The following is a 21,249-nucleotide window of genomic DNA, read 5'->3' as shown; positions in this document are numbered from 1 at the left end:
TAAGAGCGTAATGCGTTTTCTCTTATGGATGTAAGGGAAAACGCATTAAATAAGCACGATTAAAACAGTTTGTTTATTTAACTACCAAAAATCTTCGCTTTTAGGATATCCATCCCTGCACTGACTAAATCTAAATCTTTAGGTACCACTCCATCTGGTGTCACTTTATCAATTAATTTAGGTAAATATTGAGCTGCCATTTCAGAGGCTTCAGTTGTACTTAAATTAATCTTTGACGCAAGTTCGTTAATAACAGGCGATGAGAAAACAGTTACAATTTGTTCAGCACTGATAGGTAAATTTGTATTTGTACTTATCCAAGATTGGATCAGCTCACTTAAACCCGCTGTATCAAATTGCTTTATTAAGCCTTCAATACCGCCTTGAGACTCAACCCAGTCGAGGACAGTTTTATATTGATTGATTTTTTCGCCACCCAATAGGCTTGCAATTTGGTTAAATAAGCTCATGTTTACTCCAGTGACGAGGTGTTTGTCACATTAAGATGTTTGTTTTAAGGGCGGGTAGTGTACGCGTTATGCTCGTTAGACTTCAAGCTACTCGTCATACTTCAAGCTGTAGCGTTGTTGACTTCATTCTCTCGCACTAGTCACATACTATTTATGCTCCTAGCGACTCGTTCATTTGTCGCCTAGCTACACCTTGAATTATTTAGAGTATGTATATTGGAGTATGTATTTGGGTATTTATATTCGATAAGGTGTTTATTGCATCTATACTAATTAATTAGGATGGATGTATGAGTATCTTGAATGATTGAAGTAAGCAAATATTGATAATGTATTTGCTGAAAATGTATTTCGAACGCCATATTTCGTGATGATAATCACAATTTTATGAAATTGTTACTTTGTTTAGCGCCTTGTAGGTGATATTGGTCACTAAAAAGGTCTGTAAAGCTGATAAAGTAAGCCTTAATTTAATGATCATTGGTTTTGTCCCATTGAGGAGTCCGATATGTCTGATGTATTTCACTTAGGTTTAACCAAAAATGACCTACAGGGTGCCACTTTAGCAATTGTTCCAGGTGATCCTAAGCGTGTTGAAAAAATTGCAAAATTAATGGATAACCCTGTCCATCTGGCTTCTTTACGTGAATACACGTCATGGCGTGGCGAAATTGATGGCAAAGCGGTTATTGTTTGCTCAACAGGTATCGGTGGCCCATCTACCTCTATCGCAGTTGAAGAATTAGCGCAATTAGGTATTCGTACTTTCTTACGTATTGGTACAACAGGTGCAATTCAAGAACATATCAACGTAGGTGATATTCTTGTGACTACGGCCGCCGTCCGTTTAGATGGCGCGAGCTTACACTTTGCTCCAATGGAATTCCCAGCTGTTTCTGACTTTGAATGTATGAATGCACTGTACAAAGCCGCTAAAGACAATGGCTCAACTGTACACGTAGGTGTAACTGCGTCTTCTGATACATTCTATCCAGGACAAGAACGTTACGACACTTATACAGGTCGCGTTGTTCGCCGTTTCAAAGGCTCGATGAAAGAGTGGCAAGAAATGGGCGTAATGAACTATGAAATGGAATCTGCAACATTACTAACAATGTGTGCAAGCCAAGGTTTACGTGCAGGTATGGTTGCGGGCGTTATCGTAAACCGTACTCAGCAAGAAATTCCAGATGCAGAATTACTGAAGAAAACAGAAAACAATGCACTTGGTATCGTTATTGAAGCGGCTCGTATTTTAATGAAATAAGCGTTTCAATTGAATGCTAAAGCCCTTAATACAAAAGTATTAAGGGCTTTTTTTGTATGGTAATTCATCACGTTTATATGACATGACAATAGAAGATGATTTCTGTTAAGGTTCTTTAAGAACTTAACAACATAATAATGAGAAGAGGCGTTATGACTGATATCTTACAAATACATCCTTCGGTGTTGCCTTTAGTTGGTGGGATCAACTTTCGTGATTTAGGTGGGAAAAAATTAAGTAACGGTGGTGTTATTAAACCTGGAATGCTCTTTCGCTCAGGATCATTGGATAGATTAACCCATACAGATCAATCTCTTCTCATCGATAGAAATCTTTTTCAAATCATTGATTATCGTGATGCAGGCGAAATTATTGATAAACCAGACAGGGTTTGGGAAGGCGCTCAATATTATCATGCTCCTGCAAATCCATTATCAAAAGAAGTCTCCGCTAATCTTGAAAAATTGACGCCTGAAATATTAGAGCAATTTGATGCTAAAGCATTTATGTTTCAGTTATATAAATTACTACCTATTAATAATCCTGCGTATAAGCAACTGGCTACGCTATTAAAGCAACCTGAAAAAGGGGGCGTAGTGCAACATTGTGCAGTAGGTAAAGATAGAACAGGGGTTGGTTCTGCATTAGTCTTGTTTGCATTAGGAGCTTCTTTAGATGTGGTGATGGAAGACTACCTACTGACTAATGAAACATTGGCACCTTATCGTGCTTACCTTCTAGAAGAACATGCTAAGACCATGAGTGAAAATATTGTTGATAAATTTGCTTATGTTTATTCGGTACAAGAAGAGTTTTTACAAACGGCACTAGCCAGTATTAATCAACACTATGGCAACGTGGATACATGGCTAGAGAAAGATATTGGTTTAGATGCTACCAGCCGAGATATTTTACAAAATTATTTTCTCGAATAATGAAGTGATTTATATTCGGTTAATCAGTCTGTTTTATTTTACTTAGGTTAACCGAATTTAAGGCCTCTATTTTGACAGTACAAGACATCATTCATACCATCACTCTCTTCGTAAAAGAGCACGAAATCTGGGCTATTCCTATCGTGTTCCTTCTTGCTTTTGGTGAATCACTTGCTTTTATCTCTTTGTTGATCCCCGCAACGGTTATTTTATTGGGATTAGGGGCTTTAATTGGTGAAAGTGGCTTGTTTTTCTGGCCGATTTGGCTTGCTGCTGCATTAGGTGCTTTTTTCGGAGATTGGGTTTCGTACTGGGTGGGTTTTCACTATAAAGAAGGTGTGAGAAATTTATGGCCAATCTCGCGATCACCACAAACCCTTGTTAGAGGTCATCAATTTTTTAATCGTTGGGGGATCTGGGGCGTATTTATTGGGCGTTTTTTTGGGCCTTTTCGTGCGATTGTTCCATTAGTTGCGGGCATTTGTGCAATGCCTCAGCGTTATTTTCAAATTGCTAATTTAACATCGGCCATGATTTGGGCATTTGGTATTTTGGCTCCAGGTGCTTTTGGTTTGCAATGGCTTGCGAAATGGGTGGGATAACTGCGTCCTTTATCGCAAATCAAGTCACGATGTAAATTGTTGCTAGACAATATTACCTATGCGTTTTAACGTAGCCCGCTGGAAAGTAAAAAGGTCACTTTAGTGGATATTCAGTTGTTATATGGGATCATTGGTTTATTAGGCGGTGTACTGGTCGGTGGCGCGCTTGTTTGGTGGTCTATCCAACAACGTTTAGCTGATAAAGAAGCCATGCTACGTGAAAATTACACACAGCTTGCCGTTGCTCAAGAAAAATCAGCAATTATTCCCACTTTACAACAGCATATAGAACAACTAGAGCAAGAATTGCGTGCTCAACGAGAAATTATTACCTCTCAAGAAGCAGAATTAAGAGAAGTGACAACGCGGTGGGAAGAAAGCCGTTTATCTGCTGAAGAAAAACAGCGACTATTAGTCAATAGTGAACAACGTCTTGCGACGCAGTTTGAAAATCTGGCTAATCGTATTTTTGAACAAAGTGGACGTAAAGCTGAAGAATTAAATCGACAAGGACTAACGCATTTACTATCACCTTTTCGTGAACAACTGGAAAATTTTCGACGCCAAGTTCAAGATGGTTTTGGACAAGAGGCCAGAGAAAGACATACCTTGGTTCATGAAATTCGCCAGCTTCAACAATTAAATGTCAAAATGGCACAAGAAGCGGTTAACCTAACAAATGCCTTAAAAGGGGACAATAAAGTCCAAGGTAACTGGGGTGAAACGGTATTAGCGCGTATATTAGAGTCTTCAGGATTACGTGAAGGCCATGAATTTGAAACACAGGTGAGTATTCGCCATGAAAATGGTGGTCGCTATCAACCTGACGTTATTGTGCACTTACCTCATGGTAGGGATGTTATTATTGACGCTAAAATGTCGCTGGTGGCGTATGAAAAGTATTTTAGTAGTCATGATGATAATGAACGCAAACAGGCGCTTTGTGCGCATGTAAACTCAATTAGAACACATATTAAAGGATTGAGTGTAAAAGATTATCATAAACTACCCGGTGTCACATCTTTAGACTATGTTTTGATGTTTATACCCATAGAGCCAGCTTATCTTGTTGCAATTGGCCATTCTCCTGACTTGTTAGAAGAAGCATTGAAAAACAATATAATGTTAGTTGGGCCATCTACTTTACTTGTTGCTTTGCGTACAATAGCCGCATTGTGGCGATATGAATATCAAAGCCAAAATGCGCAAGAAATTGCGGACAGAGCGGCTAAAATGTATGACAAATTAAGACTTTTCGTTGATGATATGCAAGGGCTAGGAAACAGTATTCAAAAAGCGCAGTCTGGCTATTTATTGGCGATGAAAAAACTCTCTGAAGGTCGCGGAAATCTTATCAGTCAAGCGGAAGGCTTCAAATCCCTAGGGGTTGAGATAAAAAAAACGATTGATAATGATCTCATTGAAAAATCGACGTCTGATTGATTTGAAAAATAAAGAGATAAAGATTTCCAAAAATAAGATCAGTACTGAATTTACTAAATTTTGATTAATTAGCGGGCAAATAATATGACTCAACAAACTAAGGAAACAACAGATTTTGGTTTCCAAACCGTTGACAAAGATGATAAACAAACCATGGTTGCAAGGGTTTTTCACTCTGTCGCGTCTAAATATGATTTAATGAACGACTTGATGTCTTTCGGTGTCCACCGTATCTGGAAACGTTATACCATTGAAGCAAGTGGTGTAAGACGTAACCAACGTGTTCTTGATCTTGCGGGCGGTACGGGTGATTTAACAGCTAAATTCTCTCGCCTGGTAGGTGAAAATGGGGAAGTTGTTTTAGCTGATATTAATGATTCAATGCTGAAAATGGGGCGTGAGAAGCTACGCGATCACGGTATTGTGGGTAATGTTAATTACGTACAAGCGAATGCTGAAGAGTTACCTTTCCCTGATAACCATTTTGACTGCATCACTATCTCTTTTGGTTTACGTAATGTGACTGATAAAGCGAAAGCATTACGCTCCATGTTTCGTGTATTGAAACCAGGTGGACGTTTGCTGGTGCTGGAGTTCTCTAAACCGGTTCTTGATCCTTTAAGTAAAATTTATGATGCTTACTCTTTCCATATCTTACCAAAAATTGGTCAAGTGATTGTGAATGATGCAGAAAGTTACCGTTATTTAACGGAGTCAATTCGTATGCATCCAGACCAAGAAACCTTAAAAGGTATGATGGAAGAAGCGGGATTTGACCAAGTGACCTATACCAACATGACTGGCGGTATAGTTGCTCTACACAAAGGATTTAAATTCTGAGATGGAAAAAGCCACTTTTTCTTATGATATTGCTTCTCAAGTGCTGTATCCGCTGTTAACAGCATCGATGGAAACCGCACTTAATCACGTTTTATATCAGGAAAATGTGCTTAAACCTGCCCGCAATCGTCTTGCGGGCAAAGTGTTGGCGCTTTCTATCAATGAGTTTCCTCGTTCCATCTACTTAGTCTTTAGCGAACAACAAGTTGATGTATTAAGCCAGTGGGATGATGAAACTGATTGTTTGATAAAAACAAAATTACTCACTCTGATTAAGCTTCGCGATCGCCAGAAAATGTCAGAACTGATCAATCGTGGCGATATCACTATTGATGGTGATATGCAGGTTGTTCAAAATTGGTCTGCATTGCTAGATATGGCGCAGTGGGACCCCGCGCAATATTTGGCGCCTTATATTGGCGATATAGCAGCGCAAAGTTTGACTGTTGTTGCAGGAAAGGGCGTTCAGTTATTTTCTTCACTCTTGAGTCACCAAAAAGGCTATTTACGTGATGCGTTAATTGAAGAGTGGAAAACCGCACCTAGTGCATTAGAAACAGTCCATTTTTATGATGAAATAGAACAACTTGCACAGCAAACAGCCGAACTGGAAAAACGGTTAGGCACATTGGAGAAAAAATAATGCTCCTTAGTGAGTTAAAGCGCCTCTATCATATTATTCAGGTATTCTTATCTTATGGGCTTGATGAATTAATTCCTAAACATCGAATTACTTTACCTGCAAGATTAGGATGCCGAGCACTCTTTTGGATCAAAAATAAGCATCCAGAAAAACCATTAGGTGAACGCTTACGACTCGCATTGCAAACATTAGGGCCAGTTTGGATTAAATTAGGTCAAATGTTATCAACTCGACGTGATCTTTTTCCTCCTCAAATCGCTGACCAACTTGCGCTATTGCAAGATAAAGTTGCTCCTTTTGATGGTAAGAAAGCACGACAATATATCGAAAACTCATTTGGTGGCCCTATCGACCAATGGTTTGATGATTTTGATGAAACACCTCTGGCTTCAGCTTCTATTGCTCAGGTTCATACTGCGAGATTAAAAGAAAACGGCAAAGAAGTTGTGCTAAAAGTTATTCGTCCCGATATTCAGCCTGTGATCAAAGCGGATATACGTTTGATGTATCGCTTGGCAAATTTATTACCCTTTTTACCTGATGGTCGTCGTTTACGACCAAAAGAGGTGATCCGCGAATACGAAAAAACATTACTTGATGAGCTAAATTTACTGCGTGAAGCCGCTAATGCTATTCAACTTCGTCGTAATTTTGAAAATAGCTCAATGCTTTATATTCCTGAAGTGTATTCAGATTATTGCCATGAAAATGTGATGGTGATGGAACGTATTTATGGTATTCCCGTTTCTGACATTGAAGCGTTGAATGCACAAAAGACGAATATGAAGCTTCTTGCTGAGCGTGGCGTAAAAGTCTTTTTCACTCAGGTGTTTAGAGACAGTTTTTTCCATGCGGATATGCATCCTGGAAATGTGTTTATTAGCTATGATCACCCTGAAAATCCATATTATATCGGCATTGATTGCGGTATCGTCGGCTCATTAAATAAAGAAGATAAACGTTATTTAGCTGAAAATTTCTTAGCTTTCTTTAACCGTGATTATCGAAAAGTTGCAGAGTTACATGTTGATTCAGGATGGGTACCAGCAGATACCAACGTGGAAGATTTTGAATTTGCGATCCGTACTGTGTGTGAACCGATTTTTGAAAAACCTCTTTCTGAGATCTCATTTGGTCATGTGTTGCTTAACCTGTTCAATACCGCACGGCGTTTTAATATGGAAGTGCAGCCACAATTAGTGTTACTTCAAAAAACATTACTTTATGTTGAAGGGCTTGGGCGACAACTGTATCCACAATTAGATTTATGGAAAACGGCAAAACCTTTCTTAGAAGATTGGTTGCATAGCCAAATTGGTATTACAGCGTTAATGAATGGCATAAAGAGTAAGGCACCTTACTGGATTGAAAAAATGCCAGAGATACCCGAGCTGGTTTATGATAGTCTGAAACAACATAAAAATATGAAGTTAACACTAGACAAATTGACGGAACAAATAAGTTCGCAAAGAGTCAAACAGAGACAGTCTCTATTTTTATTGGGTATAGGTACGACACTGTTTTTATGCGGTAGCCTGTTTTTCGTTTCTGGTTTTAAAACATTATTCAGTGTTTTTATCAGTTTAGGTCTTCTTGCATGGATTTGGGGTTGGTTCAAATCTGGTAATGCACAATAAAAACACATCAAAGTTTGTCTTTGAGCAAGTTAAAAGATGAATTCGAGATTCCCGAAAATTGAATTCGTTGTATATAATGGGCACTGTTATTAAGTATAACCCCGAAAATAGTTGAGGAACATAAAATGGGCGGTATTAGCATTTGGCAATTACTCATCATCGCTGTCATCGTTGTCTTATTATTTGGTACAAATAAACTGCGCACATTGGGCTCAGATTTAGGTGCTTCAGTAAAAGGCTTCAAAAAAGCGATTGGTGATGAAACTGCAGATAAAGACACCAACAACGCTGAAAAAACAAATAACGACGCAGATTTTGATACTAAAAATTTAGCGCAGAAGACTTCAACAGAAGAGAAGTCTACAACTGAGAGCAAAAACAAAGAGCAGGTGTAAACCGTGTTTGACATTGGTTTTAGTCAGCTGCTATTGGTCATGGTGATTGGTCTTGTTTTTCTGGGGCCAGAACGTTTGCCCGTAGCAGTAAAAACAATTGCTGGCTGGGTAAGGGCGCTACGCTCTTTGGCTGCGAATGTACAAAATGAGCTGACTCAAGAACTCAAGCTTCAAGAGCTCCAAGAGAGTTTGAAGAAAGTTGAAGAGAAAGCAAATTTACAAACGTTATCGCCAGAGTTAAAAGCGTCTATGGATGAGTTAAAAGAGGCTGCTCAGTCTTTAAAGCAGACTTATCAAACACCTTCAACGCCAGACTCAACAACAGAGCAGTCTGTAAAAACCGACTCTACGGAACCTTCACCTTCTGATCTTGCCGCGCTTGCTGAAGCTGATGAAGTTAATGATGATGCTAACAGCCATAAACCTGTTGTGGCAGAAAGTATTACAAAGACAGAAGTTCCTGTTACTAAAACAGTAACAATAGAGAAAAAAACAACTGATCAGGTCAATGGTGAGCATTAAAACATGGCAGTAAATGATACCCAACCGCTGATCAGCCATTTAATAGAACTACGCAAGCGTTTGATGTATAGCTTGGTTTCTGTTTTAGTGGTTTTTTTAGGGCTGGTTTATTTTTCTAACGATATCTATCAATTAGTCTCGGCGCCATTACTTGATAAGTTGCCGCAAGGGTCAAATATGAGTGCGACAGATGTTGCCTCTACGTTTTTGACTCCGATTAAATTGACAATAATGGTATCCGTTTTTGCTTCTGTACCTGTTATCCTTTATCAGGTATGGGCTTTTATCGCACCAGCATTGTATAAACACGAACGTCGCCTAATGTTGCCGTTACTTGTTTCAAGTACGGTATTATTCTATCTCGGTATGGCGTTTGCTTATTTTGTTGTGTTCCCTCTTGCATTTGGCTTCTTTGTTAATACAACCCCAGAAGGGGTTAACTTTATTCCAGATATCAGTAAATATCTCAGTTTCGTCATGACTCTCTTTATGGCGTTTGGTGCGGCATTTGAAGTACCTATTGCGATTATCTTACTGTGCTGGAGTGGTGTAACAACACCAGAAGCATTAAAGAAAAAACGTCCTTATATTCTTGTGGGTGCCTTTGTCGTTGGTATGGTATTGACGCCACCAGATGTTTTCTCTCAAACCTTACTAGCAATACCTATGTACTTACTGTTTGAAATTGGTGTCATGGTATCGCGTTTTTATGTGGGTAACGGAAGAAGAAAAACACCTGAAGAAGAAGCTGAGGAAGCAGAGGCGGAAGCTGAAACAGAGCAGCAAAAATAGTTTTAGGAACAAGTTTTCTGAAATCATATGATATTAACCCAGCAATAGCTGGGTTAACTTTTTCTAGGGTGACTCTTTTTTAAATTCTTTATTACTCACTGATTTTTTCACTTCGTTGTTTAATATGTTTAAAAGCAAAATTGAGCGAGCTTCACCATCAGGCTCTTGATATATTGCTTGTATCCCTTGGAAAATACCTTCTGTAATCAATACGCTATCTCCACTATGAGGTACATTTTCTTCGCTATATGTCATCGATGAAAGTTGAGGTATTTGCAATGTATCAATCACATCTTGAGGAACGGTGACAGGATATTGCCCAAAGCGAACAAACGAGCTCACTCCACGCGTTGAGTTAATGGTCGTAGTATGGATCACTTCAGGATCAAACTCGATAAAAAGGTAATTAGGAAAAAGAGGCTCGGTTACTGCGGTACGTTTTCCTCTTACTATTTTTTCTATGGTAACCATCGGTGTAAAACAGCCCACTTGCTGACGTTCTAAGTGTTCGATAGCGCGAGGAATTTGGCCTCGTTTACAATACAGCAAGTGCCATTTTTTCATAATAGAGACAATAAGTTAGTTAATTTTAATTTAAGTGATAATAGCAAATTTATAATTAAGGTAACAGCCATCTATTGGGTTTAAATAAAAATAACCTAACGCGATTTTATACTGGAAAAAGAACAGAAAAGCTGTGTTCATACGCAATAAAAGGAGGTGTTTTTGTTACTTTCAATTGGATCTCAGATAGAGGTAACAAGTTGACAAAAAAATGATGGTAAAAACAAGAAAAAGCTTTCAAGATAATTATCTTAGAATTTTATTCATAATTATAAAGAGGTTCTGTAATGGAAGTTTTTTTATTAAGTAACGGAAAAATTGCCGGGGATCCACGATGGTTAAGTTATGCGAAAGATAATATCGATAGCATGATCAAAAAACGTGGTATTCGTTCTGCTGTATTAATTGCCTATGCTGTTATTCGTTCTGATCATGACCAACGTGCTCGTGATTTATCAGAAGTGTTAGGTATTGAAGTGACTTGTATTGAGCATTTCGATTCAGAAGTTGATGCAATCAATAATGCGGAATGTATTTTAGTTAGCGGTGGTAATACTTGGTTATTAAACCAAATGCTGCATGAAAAAGGATTAGTTGTTCCTATTCAACGTGCTGTCCGTGAACGTAATATTCCTTATATTGGATGGAGCGCAGGTTGTAACGTTGCAACCCCGACAATTCGCACAACCAATGATATGCCAGTACGTTCCTCTGTTATTATGCCATCACTCGGCTTGTTCCCTGTTCAAATTAACCCACATTACATTGATGCTTCTATTAGTGGCCATATGGGTGAAACACGCGATGAGCGTATTGCTGAATTTTGTGCTATCAACCCTGAAGAGATTGTTGTGGCTATTCGTGAAGGGAGTTACTTATATATTCAGGGTGAAGAATTACATTATTATAGTGCTAAAAATGAAGGTTTTAAAATCTTCCAACATGGAAAAACATTCCCTGAACAGTTTGATACTAAATTGCTTTCAGAGTGGGTTCCATTCCGTTGTTTATAAGTATAGTAAACGCTATCAAATAAAAAGCATTGCATTTTAGTGAGTTATGCGTTTAGCTTATAGCGTCTCAAAGAGGGCATTGCCCTCTTTTCTTTCACTCACTGGCTCGTAAGATTATGATGAAATACCGCGATTTAAGAGATTTCCTTTCATTATTAGAAGAAAAAGGTGAATTAAAACGTATCACCTTTGAAATAGATCCCTACCTTGAAATGACCGAAATAGCGGACAGAACTTTACGTGCCGGTGGGCCAGCGCTGTTGTTTGAAAATCCCAAAGGATTTGATATGCCAGTGCTTTGTAACTTATTCGGTACACCAGAGCGTGTGGCAATGGGAATGGGGCAAGATGATGTTAAAGCTTTGCATGAAGTCGGCAAGCTATTAGCATTTCTAAAAGAACCCGATCCACCGAAAGGTTTTCGTGATCTTTTTGATAAGTTGCCCAAGTTTAAGCAAGTTTTAAATATGCCAACGAAGCGCTTGAGTAAAGCACCTTGTCAGGAAGTGGTTTTAACTGGTGATGATGTTGATTTAACGAAGATCCCTGTTATGCATTGTTGGCCTGAAGATGCAGCACCTTTAATTACTTGGGGATTAACGGTGACTCGTGGCCCATTTAAGGAGCGCCAAAATCTGGGTATTTATCGCCAGCAAGTGCTGGGGAAAAATAAAGTGATTATGCGCTGGTTATCGCATCGTGGTGGTGCGTTAGATTTTCAAGAATGGTGTCAAAAACATCCTGGTGAACGCTTCCCAGTTTCTGTCGCATTAGGGGCAGATCCTGCCACTATTTTAGGTGCTGTAACACCAGTTCCAGATACATTATCTGAATATGCATTTGCTGGTTTATTACGGGGTAATAAATCGGAAGTGGTAAAATGTCTTTCAAATGATCTTGAAGTGCCTGCAAGTGCTGAAATTATCCTTGAAGGTTACATTGAACCCGGAGAATTAGCTCCAGAAGGACCCTATGGTGATCACACAGGATATTATAATGAAATTGATTCTTTCCCTGTGTTTACCATTACGCATTTGACGCGCCGTAAAGATGCAATTTATCACTCCACCTATACAGGGCGCCCACCTGATGAACCAGCAGTATTAGGTGTTGCACTCAATGAAGTGCTTGTTCCAATACTACAAAAACAGTTTCCTGAAATTGTAGATTTTTATCTACCTCCTGAAGGGTGTTCATATCGTTTAGCCGTTGTGACTATGAAGAAGCAGTATGCGGGTCATGCTAAACGCGTAATGATGGGAGTTTGGTCCTATTTGCGGCAATTTATGTACACCAAATTTGTGATTGTTTGCGATGATGATGTCAATGCAAGAGATTGGAAAGATGTGATTTGGGCAATTACAACCAGAATGGATCCTGCGAGAGATACCATTATGATGGAAAATACGCCTATTGATTATCTCGACTTTGCTTCACCTGTTTCAGGATTAGGATCAAAAATGGGTCTTGATGCGACCAACAAATGGCCAGGTGAGACAGATAGAGAATGGGGTAGACCTATTGTGATGTCTGATGAAGTCAAGCAACGAGTCGATACTATTTGGGAACAGCTTGATATTCTTAAATAATAACAGAGGAACAACATGGCAATACTGAATTGTAAAGTCTCACTTGTTGAGCCGATGACAGAGACGGTTTATCGTGTAAGGCTATTACCCGATGGCGAATTTGATTTTCAGGCTGGGCAATATCTTTTAGCCGTTATGGATGAACGTGATAAACGTCCTTTTTCTATTGCATCTATACCTGAAAATAAAGACTTTATTGAACTTCATATTGGTGCGTCTGAACTTAATCTTTATGCGATGGCTGTGCTTGATGTGATATTGGAAAAACAGCAACTCACCATTGATATTCCTCATGGGAACGCATGGTTTAAAAAAGAGAGTCAGCGTCCTCTACTATTAATTGCTGGCGGTACAGGGTTTTCTTATACCCATTCAATTTTATTGGCGGCATTAGCTGAAAATCCCCAGAGACCTATTACAATTTATTGGGGGGGAAGAGAAAGCATTCATCTCTATGATCTCAATGAATTACAACAATTATCAGAGTTGCACCCTTCTTTAACGGTTGTCCCAGTGGTTGAACAACCAGATGAGACTTGGCGGGGTAGAAAAGGTACGGTATTAACTGCAATAAGTGAAGATTTCGGTGATTTATCAGAATATGATATTTACATTGCGGGACGTTTTGAAATGGCAAAAATAGCCAGAGATCGCTTTTGTAATGAACGTAATGCAGATAAAACACGTTTATTTAGTGATGCGTTTGAATTTATTTGATAACGTTTTTACTACGTTCTTGTCGATTTTGTTTTTAAAACCATAAAAAAACCCGCCCCTGACGGCGGGAAAATGGTTTTTAACCATGCAATCGAAAAGAATACCTTTCTAACGATAAGAACGTGGATATACAGAATATCGCATTAAACACGTTCTATAATCGTTGCAATACCTTGCCCTAATCCAATACACATTGTGGCTAAGCCAAATTGTGCATCTTTACGCTCCATAATATTGAGTAACGAGGTTGTTATACGTGAACCTGAACAACCTAAAGGGTGTCCTAAGGCAATAGCACCACCGTTTAAATTAATCTTGTCATCTAGACTTTCTAGCAAATTCATTTTCTTCATACAGGCTAATGATTGTGCTGCAAAAGCTTCATTGAGTTCAAAAATATCAATATCACCGAGTGTTAACCCTGCTTTCTTCAATGCAATTTCTGTGGCAGGAACAGGACCATAACCCATAATTGCGGGATCACACCCTGTAACAGCCATAGCACGAATAACAGCTCGAGGCTTTAAGTTGTGCTCTTTAGCATAACGTTCACTGGTGATAAACATCGCAGATGCACCATCAGAAACCGCAGATGAATTGCCTGCTGTTACAGAGCCAGTTGCAGGATCAAATACAGGTTTTAATTGTGCCAAATCATCAAGGCTTGGGTTATAACGAATAACTTCGTCATTTTTGATATTGATGAAATTACCCGTTGCATCATGACCATTGATAGCCACTATCTCATTATCAAAATAGCCTTGTTGTGTTGCAAGAGCTGCTAAATGGTGAGAACGATAAGCAAATTTATCTTGGTCTTCGCGCGAAATTTGGAATGATTTAGCTAACATTTCTGCGGTTAAACCCATGGAAAATGAGGCTTTAGCAACAGAAAGATTAAGAGAGGGATTAAAATCTGCATTATAAGTCATTGGTACATGACCCATATGTTCAACCCCACCAATTAATGCGACTTGGCTATCACCAAGCATAATTTGGCGAGTGCCATCATGTAATGCTTGCATTGATGAACCACATAAGCGATTAACCGTGACCGCTGGCACTTTATGTGGAAGTTCGGCTAATAACGCAGCATTACGTGCAATATTGAAACCTTGTTCTAAGGTTTGCTGTACACAACCCCAAATTACATCGCCAATATCATTAGGATTAATATTGGGATTACGTTTTAGTAGTGCTTGCATCAGGTGAGCAGAGAGATTTTCTGCTCTAACATGGCGAAAAGCACCACCCTTAGAGCGTCCCATAGGAGTACGAATACCATCAATTATGACAACCTTTTCCATTTCATCTCTCCTTAAGCGAGTTCTCTGATGTTAACATCTACTTTTGCGGGTTTTGGATAATAGGTTTCGTTGTGTTGCGCTTTCTGTTTTAAGCTTTCAGGGATTTGATAGAGAGGTCCTAAGGACGCATATTGTTGTGCATCTGCAACAAATTTCGCTGTTCCAATAGTATCAAGGTAACGGAATATACCACCACGGAAAGGGGGAAATCCTAGGCCATATACTAGTGCAATATCAGCTTCGGCGGGGGAAGCAATAATCCCTTCATCTAAACAACGAATAACTTCATTGATCATTGGGAGCATCATGCGAGCAATAATCGTGTCTTGGCTAAACTCTTGTGTTTTACCCACATTTTGTTGAATGAGTGTTTGAATTTGTCCATCAACTGATTTCTGTTTTTTACCTCGTTTATCAACTGTGTAATTATAGAAACCGTGATTATTCTTTTGCCCATATCGCTGTTGTTCATATAACAGTGCAATAGTATCGCGTTCAATTGTTCCCATTCTGTCAGGGAAGCCTTGGGCCATAACTGCTTGAGCATGATTGGCAGTATCAATACCCACAACATCAAGTAAATAAGCTGGACCCATTGGCCAACCAAATACTTTTTCCATCACCTTATCAACAGCAATAAAATCAGCACCGTCTCTTAGCAATAGAGAGAATCCCGCAAAATAAGGGAAGAGAACTCGATTTACAAAGAAGCCAGGGCAATCATTAACAATAATCGGTGTTTTGCCCATTTTGCTTGCATAACTAACAATACGATTAATGGTTTCTTCACTGGTTTTTTCACCTTTAATAATTTCCACTAAAGGCATGCGATGAACAGGATTAAAGAAATGCATACCACAGAAATTTTCTGGGCGTTTTAAGGATTTTGCGAGTAATGAAATAGGAATGGTTGAGGTATTAGAAGCAAGGATCGCGTTATCTGCTAATAGTGCTTCTGTTTCTGCAAGTACAGTTGCTTTTACTTTTGGGTTTTCAACAACCGCCTCAACCACAATATCTACATCGCTTACAGATGCGTAATTTAATGTTGGTTGAATAGAGGCGAGTGTTTTCGCCATATCAACAGCGGTCATACGACCTTTCTCTTGACGTTTTTGTAATAGGCTTAACGCTTCATTCATACCTAGTTCAAGGGATTTTTGGTTAATATCTTTCATAATAACCGGAATACCTTTTAAGGCTGATTGGTAGGAAATTCCACCGCCCATAATGCCCGCACCTAATACAGCAGCTTGTTTAGGTAATTCTGCATGCCGTTTTTTTGTAATATTTTTGACATATTGATCATTGAGAAAAATACCAACTAAGGCTTTTGCAACATCAGTGCGTGTGAGTTTGACAAAACTTTCAGTTTCAAGGGCGAGTGCTTCATCTCTATTTAGAAATGCTGCTTTTTCTATAGTCTTAACTGCGGTAATAGGGGCTGGATAATGAGAACCAGCTACTTTCATCACCATGCCTTTAGCCACACCAAAAGACATCTTATGTTCAAGTTCTGTCAGTCTTAATGGTGCTGTTTTTGGGTGACGTGCTACCTTCCAATCAATCTCACCATCAATCGCTTGCTCTATTAGAGAAAGAGCACTCTCTTTTAATTTTTCCAGTGGAACAATAGCTTGGATCAATCCATTTTGAAGTGCAGTTTGAGCATCAACATCTTTACCTGCAGTAATAATTTCTAATGCATTATCGACACCAATTAAACGAGGAAGGCGTACTGAACCACCAAAGCCGGGCATGATCCCAAGTTTAGTTTCCGGAAGACCAATACGTAAATCAGGGGATGCAATACGGAAATCGGTAGCAAGTACACATTCACAGCCCCCACCAAGTGCATAACCATTGATAGCAGAAACAGTGGGGACGGGTAAATCTTCGAGTCGACTAAAGATTTGGTTAGAAAAGTGTAGCCACTGAGTCAATTCTTCTTCAGGGGCATCAAATAGGGATAGAAACTCAGTGATGTCAGCACCGACAATAAAGGCAGGTTTTTCAGAACGTAAAATAACACCTTTTAGATCTTGTGTTGCTTCTAATACGGTTAAAGCTTCGCTTAGCATCGCAACTGTTTTGGTATCTAATTTATTAATAGAGCCTTTGGCGTTAAAAACGAGTTCAACAATACCTTGTTTCACCCAATCGACTTGAATATTTTCGCTTTGATAGAGCATTTGTATTCTCCCTAAAAGTATAGACTGGTATGACCAGATAATAAGAGTGTGAATACAATGTTAAATAAATGCAAATAATTGATTAAAAAACTGCAAGGAGGATCACAGTGAAATTATTTAACTTATTGAATTTTATGTTGTTGCTCTATTTGATAAAAATAAGTGAGATAAATCGCTAATAATCTATTTTTGTTATGGTGTTAGCCACTAAAAGAGTTGGCGTGTTAAGCTGAATCATTAACAATGAATAAGATAAGGTAATTAATAATGGAAAAATTGCTCTCTTTGTACCAAGAACATATCAAAACTCTACAAAATCGTACGCGTGATGCTTTATCCAGACACCATCTTGATTCCGTATTAATTCATTCTGGTGAGCCTATTCGTATTTTTCTTGATGACAGTGATTATCCTTTTAAAGTTAACGCACATTTTAAAGCATGGGTACCTGTGACTGATGTACCTCATTGCTGGTTATTAGTTGATGGTGTTAATAAACCAAAATTATGGTTTTATTCTCCAGTTGATTATTGGCATAGTGTTGAAGCCCTACCAAGTAGCTATTGGACGCATGAAATTGAGTTAATTCATCTCAAAAATGTTGATGATATTCAAAAAGAACTTGCTCCTTATATTAATAAGAATACTGCTTATATTGGCCCAAATACGCAACGAGCTGGATCATTAGGCGTGAGTATTGATAATATTAATAATCAATCTCTTCTTAATTATTATCATTACTATCGTGCTTATAAAACAGGTTATGAATTAGCCTGTATGCGTGAAGCGCAGAAAATGGCAGTGAATGGACATATTGCTGCACGCGAAGCTTTCCAAGCGGGATTAAGTGAATTTGATATTAATATGGCGTATTTAATGGCAACAGGTCATCGTGATACCGATGTACCTTATGGCAATATTGTTGCATTAAATGAACATGCTGCTGTGTTGCATTACACAAAATTAGACCATGAATCACCAGATGAATACCGTAGTTTCCTTATTGACGCTGGTGCAGAATATAATGGTTATGCCGCTGATATAACTCGTACTTATAGTGCCAAAGAAAATCATGAATTTACGTCTTTAGTTAAAGATATGAATGATGCACAACAAGCGCTAATCGCAACGATGAAAGCGGGTGTGCGTTACACGGAATACCATGTTCAAATGCATCAACGTATTGCTGGATTACTTAATAAATACGATATTGTTAAAGGTGTTAGTGAAGAAGAGATGGTGAGTGCTGGCTTAACGACCCCATTTTTACCTCATGGTTTAGGGCATGCTTTAGGTCTGCAAGTTCATGATGCTGCTGGCTTTATGCAAGATGATAAAGGAACTCATTTAGCAGCGCCTGCTATGTATCCATTCTTACGTTGTACACGTATTGTTGAACCCGGCATGGTATTAACAATTGAACCTGGATTTTACTTTATCGATTCTTTATTAGAGCCTTGGAAAGAAGGGAAATACAGCACTCATTTTAATTGGAAGCAGATTGAACACTTCAAACCCTTTGGTGGCATTCGTATTGAAGATAATATTATTATCCATGATAACAAAATTGAAAATATGACCAGAGACTTACACCTAGCCTGATGAAAGCGTATTTGATCCCTGCTGAAACTGTAGAGTTCAGTGAAGAAATAAAGAAAAGCCGTTTTATTACATTTATTGCTCACACTGAGGGCATTGATGCAGCTAAAGCTTATATTCAGTCTATCAAAGAGCAATTTCCTGATGCTCGACATCACTGTTGGGCTTTTGTTGCTGGTAGGCCAGATGATTCGCAACAATTAGGATTTTCTGATGATGGTGAACCAACAGGCACTGCGGGAAAACCTATTCTTGCTCCCCTTTTAGGAAGTGGAATGGGAGAAGTAACTGCAGTGGTTGTTCGGTATTTTGGCGGGATCAAATTAGGAACAGGTGGGTTGGTTCGTGCTTATGGTAGTGGTGTTCAGCAGGCATTAAAAATATTATCCACAAAAACAAAAGTGCCACAATTGCACTTTTGTGTGGAGTGTGAATATTCACTTGTTTCATTACTTGAACAAGTCGTTGAACAATATGAAGGGCAAGTGCTCTCAAGTGAATATACTGATAAAGTCACATTTATCCTTTCATTGCCGGCAGTACATAGTGGTGAAGTGGAAGTTAAACTACGCGATATGAGTCGTGGCAGTATGCAATTAATCCCGTTAGATAAAAATGAATAATCTTTGCTACCAAGGAAATCGCTAAATGCATTTTCGTTCAATAACCCGTATTGTCGGACTGCTCGTTATCTTATTTTCTGTCACGATGATCATTCCTGGTATTGTCGCGTTAATATACCGAGATGGTGCCGGACGAGCATTTAGCCAAACATTTATTGTCGCATTGATCATTGGGTTAATGCTATGGATCCCCAACCGACATAAGAAAAGTGAACTAAAACCCAAAGAGGGCTTTCTCATTGTGGTTTTATTTTGGACTGTATTGGGTAGTGTGGGGGCATTACCGTTTATTTTTTCTGAGCAACCTCACCTTTCTATTACAGATGCATTTTTTGAATCTTTTTCTGGGCTTACTACGACAGGGGCTACAACCTTAGTAGGACTAGACTCCTTACCTAAAGCTATTTTGTTTTATCGACAAATGCTTCAATGGCTAGGGGGGATGGGGATCATTGTATTAGCTGTCGCTATTCTTCCACTTTTAGGTGTTGGGGGAATGCAACTCTATCGTGCAGAAATGCCGGGGCCATTGAAAGATAATAAAATGCGGCCTCGAATTGCAGAAACAGCAAAAGCGCTGTGGCTTATTTATGTATTGCTTACAATTATTTGTGCTTTAGCGTTATGGATTGCAGGCATGGATGTGTTTGATGCTATCTCTCATAGCTTTTCAACAATTGCAATTGGTGGTTTCTCTACTCACGATGCCAGTATTGGTTATTTTAATAGCCCAACCATTAACATTATTATTGGTGTATTTCTTTTAATTTCTGGTTGTAACTTTGGCTTGCACTTTGCTGTATTAACAGGAAGAAGCCTTAATATTTATTGGCGTGATCCTGAGTTTCGTATGTTTATCTCAATTCAAGTGGGATTAGTCATTATCTGTAGCGGTATTCTTTGGTTTTATTCTGTATATGATTCAGAATGGATAACCATAAATCAGGCCTTTTTTCAAGTTGTCTCTATGGCGACAACGGCTGGTTTTGCAACAGACAGTTTTGCACAATGGCCAGCGTTTCTACCTCTTCTATTATTATGCTCTGCTTTTATTGGTGGGTGTGCGGGATCAACGGGGGGGGGATTAAAAGTGATCCGTATTTTACTTTTATTCTTACAAGGGAATCGTGAATTAAAACGCCTTGTTCACCCAAATGCAGTTTACACCATCAAACTTGGTCATCGAGCATTACCTGAACGTATTATTGAAGCAGTCTGGGGATTTTTCTCTGCTTATGCTTTGGTATTTATTATTAGCTTAATGTTGTTGATTGCGACGGGAGTTGATGAGTTCTCTGCATTTTCTGCTATTGCAACAACATTAAATAATCTTGGTCCTGGATTAGGTATTGTCGCTGATAACTTTACGACAATGAATCCGGCTGCAAAATGGATACTCGTCGTAACAATGTTATTTGGACGACTAGAAGTTTTCACATTATTAGTTTTATTTACCCCAACGTTTTGGCGTGATTAATCTAATACAAGGAGTGATGTATGAGCGCGCTATTGTTGTATTGTAGTACTGATGGTCAAACTAAAAAGATAATGACACAAATCGCGAATGAATTAAGACAACACGGTTATGAATGTGATGTGAGAGATTTAACCACTGTTCAGCAGAGTTTAAATTTATCTGCTTATAATAAAGTTTTAGTGGGTGCTTCTATTCGCTATGGTTACTTTAATAAAGCTCTTGATAAATTTATCACTCGTCATCTTGCACAATTGAATAGTATGCCGTCCGCATTCTTTGGCGTTAATCTTACTGCAAGAAAAGCAGAAAAGAATACACCTGAGACGAATGCTTATATGCGTAAGTTTCTAGATAAGACTCCATGGAAGCCAACGTTAACAGGTGTATTTGCTGGTGCACTTTTTTATCCTCGTTATAAATGGATTGATAGAGTTATGATCCAGTTAATTATGAAGATGACTAAAGGTGAAACTGATCCTACAAAAGAAATTGAATATACGGATTGGAATAAAGTAAGTGAATTTGCTTCTTATTTTGCCAAGATTGAGTGATGTTTCGCCTCTATTGTTGGGTTTTTATACGTCTTGATGGTGTTTTGAACGAACGAAAAATTATTTTTAAA

General features: G+C 38.6%; 21 protein-coding genes. 17 read left to right on the top strand and 4 right to left on the bottom strand.

Features of this window, described 5'->3' with window-relative positions; translation table 11 throughout:
* Positions 1-77: 77 nt before the first annotated feature.
* The gene (locus JEP40_RS04770; protein ID WP_198622682.1) at positions 78-470 is read right to left on the bottom strand and encodes a YidB family protein; all 393 of its coding nucleotides are present in this window, start codon (positions 468-470) and stop codon (positions 78-80) included.
* 508 nt (positions 471-978) lie between these two features.
* On the opposite strand from JEP40_RS04770, the gene udp reads away from it, so the two are divergent.
* The 10 genes from udp (at position 979) to tatC (ending at position 9,546) form a co-directional block, all read left to right on the top strand.
* The gene (udp, locus tag JEP40_RS04765) at positions 979-1,737 is read left to right on the top strand and encodes a uridine phosphorylase (RefSeq protein ID WP_023583501.1); all 759 of its coding nucleotides are present in this window, start codon (positions 979-981) and stop codon (positions 1,735-1,737) included.
* Positions 1,738-1,889: 152 nt separating this feature from the next.
* The gene (locus JEP40_RS04760; protein ID WP_198622681.1) at positions 1,890-2,672 is read left to right on the top strand and encodes a tyrosine-protein phosphatase; all 783 of its coding nucleotides are present in this window, start codon (positions 1,890-1,892) and stop codon (positions 2,670-2,672) included.
* Between the two features lie 71 nt (positions 2,673-2,743).
* Positions 2,744-3,274 (top strand): DedA family protein, encoded by a 531-nt coding sequence (locus JEP40_RS04755; RefSeq protein ID WP_198622680.1) that lies wholly within the window; start codon positions 2,744-2,746, stop codon positions 3,272-3,274.
* 102 nt (positions 3,275-3,376) lie between these two features.
* Positions 3,377-4,717: a DNA recombination protein RmuC gene (gene rmuC / locus JEP40_RS04750; RefSeq protein WP_198622679.1), complete on the top strand. Its 1,341-nt coding sequence runs from the start codon at positions 3,377-3,379 to the stop codon at positions 4,715-4,717.
* Positions 4,718-4,801: 84 nt separating this feature from the next.
* Positions 4,802-5,557 carry a bifunctional demethylmenaquinone methyltransferase/2-methoxy-6-polyprenyl-1,4-benzoquinol methylase UbiE gene (ubiE, locus tag JEP40_RS04745; protein ID WP_075672293.1) on the top strand — a complete coding sequence of 252 codons (756 nt, stop codon included), beginning with the start codon at positions 4,802-4,804 and terminating at the stop codon, positions 5,555-5,557.
* Position 5,558: 1 nt separating this feature from the next.
* Positions 5,559-6,200 carry a ubiquinone biosynthesis accessory factor UbiJ gene (locus tag JEP40_RS04740; protein ID WP_198622678.1) on the top strand — a complete coding sequence of 214 codons (642 nt, stop codon included), beginning with the start codon at positions 5,559-5,561 and terminating at the stop codon, positions 6,198-6,200.
* Complete coding sequence (gene ubiB / locus JEP40_RS04735) at positions 6,200-7,837, top strand: ubiquinone biosynthesis regulatory protein kinase UbiB (protein WP_198622677.1); 1,638 nt, start codon at positions 6,200-6,202, stop codon at positions 7,835-7,837. Before JEP40_RS04740 ends, ubiB begins: the two co-directional genes overlap by 1 nt.
* Before the next feature lie 125 nt (positions 7,838-7,962).
* Complete coding sequence (gene tatA, locus JEP40_RS04730) at positions 7,963-8,232, top strand: twin-arginine translocase TatA/TatE family subunit (protein WP_109372600.1); 270 nt, start codon at positions 7,963-7,965, stop codon at positions 8,230-8,232.
* A 3-nt stretch (positions 8,233-8,235) separates the two neighbouring features.
* Complete coding sequence (tatB, locus tag JEP40_RS04725; protein ID WP_198622676.1) at positions 8,236-8,754, top strand: Sec-independent protein translocase protein TatB; 519 nt, start codon at positions 8,236-8,238, stop codon at positions 8,752-8,754.
* Positions 8,755-8,757: 3 nt separating this feature from the next.
* Complete coding sequence (gene tatC, locus JEP40_RS04720) at positions 8,758-9,546, top strand: Sec-independent protein translocase subunit TatC (protein WP_109408600.1); 789 nt, start codon at positions 8,758-8,760, stop codon at positions 9,544-9,546.
* 63 nt (positions 9,547-9,609) lie between these two features.
* On the opposite strand, the gene rfaH is transcribed toward tatC, so the two are convergent.
* Positions 9,610-10,110 carry a transcription/translation regulatory transformer protein RfaH gene (gene rfaH / locus JEP40_RS04715; RefSeq protein WP_198622675.1) on the bottom strand — a complete coding sequence of 167 codons (501 nt, stop codon included), beginning with the start codon at positions 10,108-10,110 and terminating at the stop codon, positions 9,610-9,612.
* A 287-nt stretch (positions 10,111-10,397) separates the two neighbouring features.
* Between rfaH and pepE the strand changes: the two genes are divergently transcribed.
* From pepE to fre, 3 genes are all read left to right on the top strand, one after another.
* Positions 10,398-11,123 (top strand): dipeptidase PepE, encoded by a 726-nt coding sequence (gene pepE, locus JEP40_RS04710; RefSeq protein WP_023583493.1) that lies wholly within the window; start codon positions 10,398-10,400, stop codon positions 11,121-11,123.
* Between the two features lie 119 nt (positions 11,124-11,242).
* Positions 11,243-12,712, top strand: a complete 1,470-nt coding sequence (gene ubiD / locus JEP40_RS04705; RefSeq protein WP_198622785.1) for a 4-hydroxy-3-polyprenylbenzoate decarboxylase — start codon at positions 11,243-11,245, stop codon at positions 12,710-12,712.
* Positions 12,713-12,727: 15 nt separating this feature from the next.
* Positions 12,728-13,429 carry an NAD(P)H-flavin reductase gene (gene fre / locus JEP40_RS04700; protein WP_198622674.1) on the top strand — a complete coding sequence of 234 codons (702 nt, stop codon included), beginning with the start codon at positions 12,728-12,730 and terminating at the stop codon, positions 13,427-13,429.
* 143 nt (positions 13,430-13,572) lie between these two features.
* Here fre and fadA read toward each other — a convergent pair whose 3' ends face one another.
* Together fadA and fadB are read right to left on the bottom strand one after the other, a co-directional pair.
* Positions 13,573-14,736 carry an acetyl-CoA C-acyltransferase FadA gene (gene fadA, locus JEP40_RS04695; RefSeq protein WP_198622673.1) on the bottom strand — a complete coding sequence of 388 codons (1,164 nt, stop codon included), beginning with the start codon at positions 14,734-14,736 and terminating at the stop codon, positions 13,573-13,575.
* 11 nt (positions 14,737-14,747) lie between these two features.
* Positions 14,748-16,928, bottom strand: a complete 2,181-nt coding sequence (fadB, locus tag JEP40_RS04690; protein WP_198622672.1) for a fatty acid oxidation complex subunit alpha FadB — start codon at positions 16,926-16,928, stop codon at positions 14,748-14,750.
* 267 nt (positions 16,929-17,195) lie between these two features.
* Between fadB and pepQ the strand changes: the two genes are divergently transcribed.
* From pepQ to hemG, 4 genes are read left to right on the top strand one after another with little or no spacing between them, the layout of a single operon-like run.
* Complete coding sequence (gene pepQ / locus JEP40_RS04685) at positions 17,196-18,530, top strand: Xaa-Pro dipeptidase (protein WP_198622671.1); 1,335 nt, start codon at positions 17,196-17,198, stop codon at positions 18,528-18,530.
* On the top strand, positions 18,530-19,150 hold the full coding sequence (locus JEP40_RS04680; protein ID WP_198622670.1) for an IMPACT family protein: 621 nt from the start codon (positions 18,530-18,532) through the stop codon (positions 19,148-19,150). The genes pepQ and JEP40_RS04680 overlap by 1 nt, the downstream gene beginning before the upstream one ends.
* Before the next feature lie 25 nt (positions 19,151-19,175).
* A complete protein-coding gene (gene trkH / locus JEP40_RS04675) occupies positions 19,176-20,627 on the top strand; it encodes a Trk system potassium transporter TrkH (protein ID WP_198622669.1) in 1,452 nt (483 codons plus the stop codon).
* A gap of 20 nt (positions 20,628-20,647) precedes the next feature.
* Positions 20,648-21,178 (top strand): menaquinone-dependent protoporphyrinogen IX dehydrogenase, encoded by a 531-nt coding sequence (gene hemG, locus JEP40_RS04670; RefSeq protein ID WP_198622668.1) that lies wholly within the window; start codon positions 20,648-20,650, stop codon positions 21,176-21,178.
* Positions 21,179-21,249: the final 71 nt, after the last annotated feature.

Source organism: Proteus vulgaris, from assembly GCF_016239305.1.
Classification (GTDB): Bacteria; Pseudomonadota; Gammaproteobacteria; order Enterobacterales; family Enterobacteriaceae; genus Proteus; species Proteus vulgaris_C.
This window is presented reverse-complemented; position numbering and strand designations above follow the sequence as displayed.

Bases quoted from the DNA above. Each gene is read 5' to 3' on its own strand.
- JEP40_RS04770 (WP_198622682.1), bottom strand. From the start codon at position 470: ATGAGCTTATTTAACCAAATTGCAAGCCTATTGGGTGGCGAAAAAATC.
- udp (WP_023583501.1), top strand. From the start codon at position 979: ATGTCTGATGTATTTCACTTAGGTTTAACCAAAAATGACCTACAGGGT.
- JEP40_RS04760 (WP_198622681.1), top strand. From the start codon at position 1,890: ATGACTGATATCTTACAAATACATCCTTCGGTGTTGCCTTTAGTTGGT.
- ubiE (WP_075672293.1), top strand. From the start codon at position 4,802: ATGACTCAACAAACTAAGGAAACAACAGATTTTGGTTTCCAAACCGTT.
- JEP40_RS04740 (WP_198622678.1), top strand. From the start codon at position 5,559: ATGGAAAAAGCCACTTTTTCTTATGATATTGCTTCTCAAGTGCTGTAT.
- ubiB (WP_198622677.1), top strand. From the start codon at position 6,200: ATGCTCCTTAGTGAGTTAAAGCGCCTCTATCATATTATTCAGGTATTC.
- tatA (WP_109372600.1), top strand. From the start codon at position 7,963: ATGGGCGGTATTAGCATTTGGCAATTACTCATCATCGCTGTCATCGTT.
- tatC (WP_109408600.1), top strand. From the start codon at position 8,758: ATGGCAGTAAATGATACCCAACCGCTGATCAGCCATTTAATAGAACTA.
- rfaH (WP_198622675.1), bottom strand. From the start codon at position 10,110: ATGAAAAAATGGCACTTGCTGTATTGTAAACGAGGCCAAATTCCTCGC.
- pepE (WP_023583493.1), top strand. From the start codon at position 10,398: ATGGAAGTTTTTTTATTAAGTAACGGAAAAATTGCCGGGGATCCACGA.
- ubiD (WP_198622785.1), top strand. From the start codon at position 11,243: ATGAAATACCGCGATTTAAGAGATTTCCTTTCATTATTAGAAGAAAAA.
- fre (WP_198622674.1), top strand. From the start codon at position 12,728: ATGGCAATACTGAATTGTAAAGTCTCACTTGTTGAGCCGATGACAGAG.
- fadA (WP_198622673.1), bottom strand. From the start codon at position 14,736: ATGGAAAAGGTTGTCATAATTGATGGTATTCGTACTCCTATGGGACGC.
- fadB (WP_198622672.1), bottom strand. From the start codon at position 16,928: ATGCTCTATCAAAGCGAAAATATTCAAGTCGATTGGGTGAAACAAGGT.
- pepQ (WP_198622671.1), top strand. From the start codon at position 17,196: ATGGAAAAATTGCTCTCTTTGTACCAAGAACATATCAAAACTCTACAA.
- JEP40_RS04680 (WP_198622670.1), top strand. From the start codon at position 18,530: ATGAAAGCGTATTTGATCCCTGCTGAAACTGTAGAGTTCAGTGAAGAA.
- trkH (WP_198622669.1), top strand. From the start codon at position 19,176: ATGCATTTTCGTTCAATAACCCGTATTGTCGGACTGCTCGTTATCTTA.
- hemG (WP_198622668.1), top strand. From the start codon at position 20,648: ATGAGCGCGCTATTGTTGTATTGTAGTACTGATGGTCAAACTAAAAAG.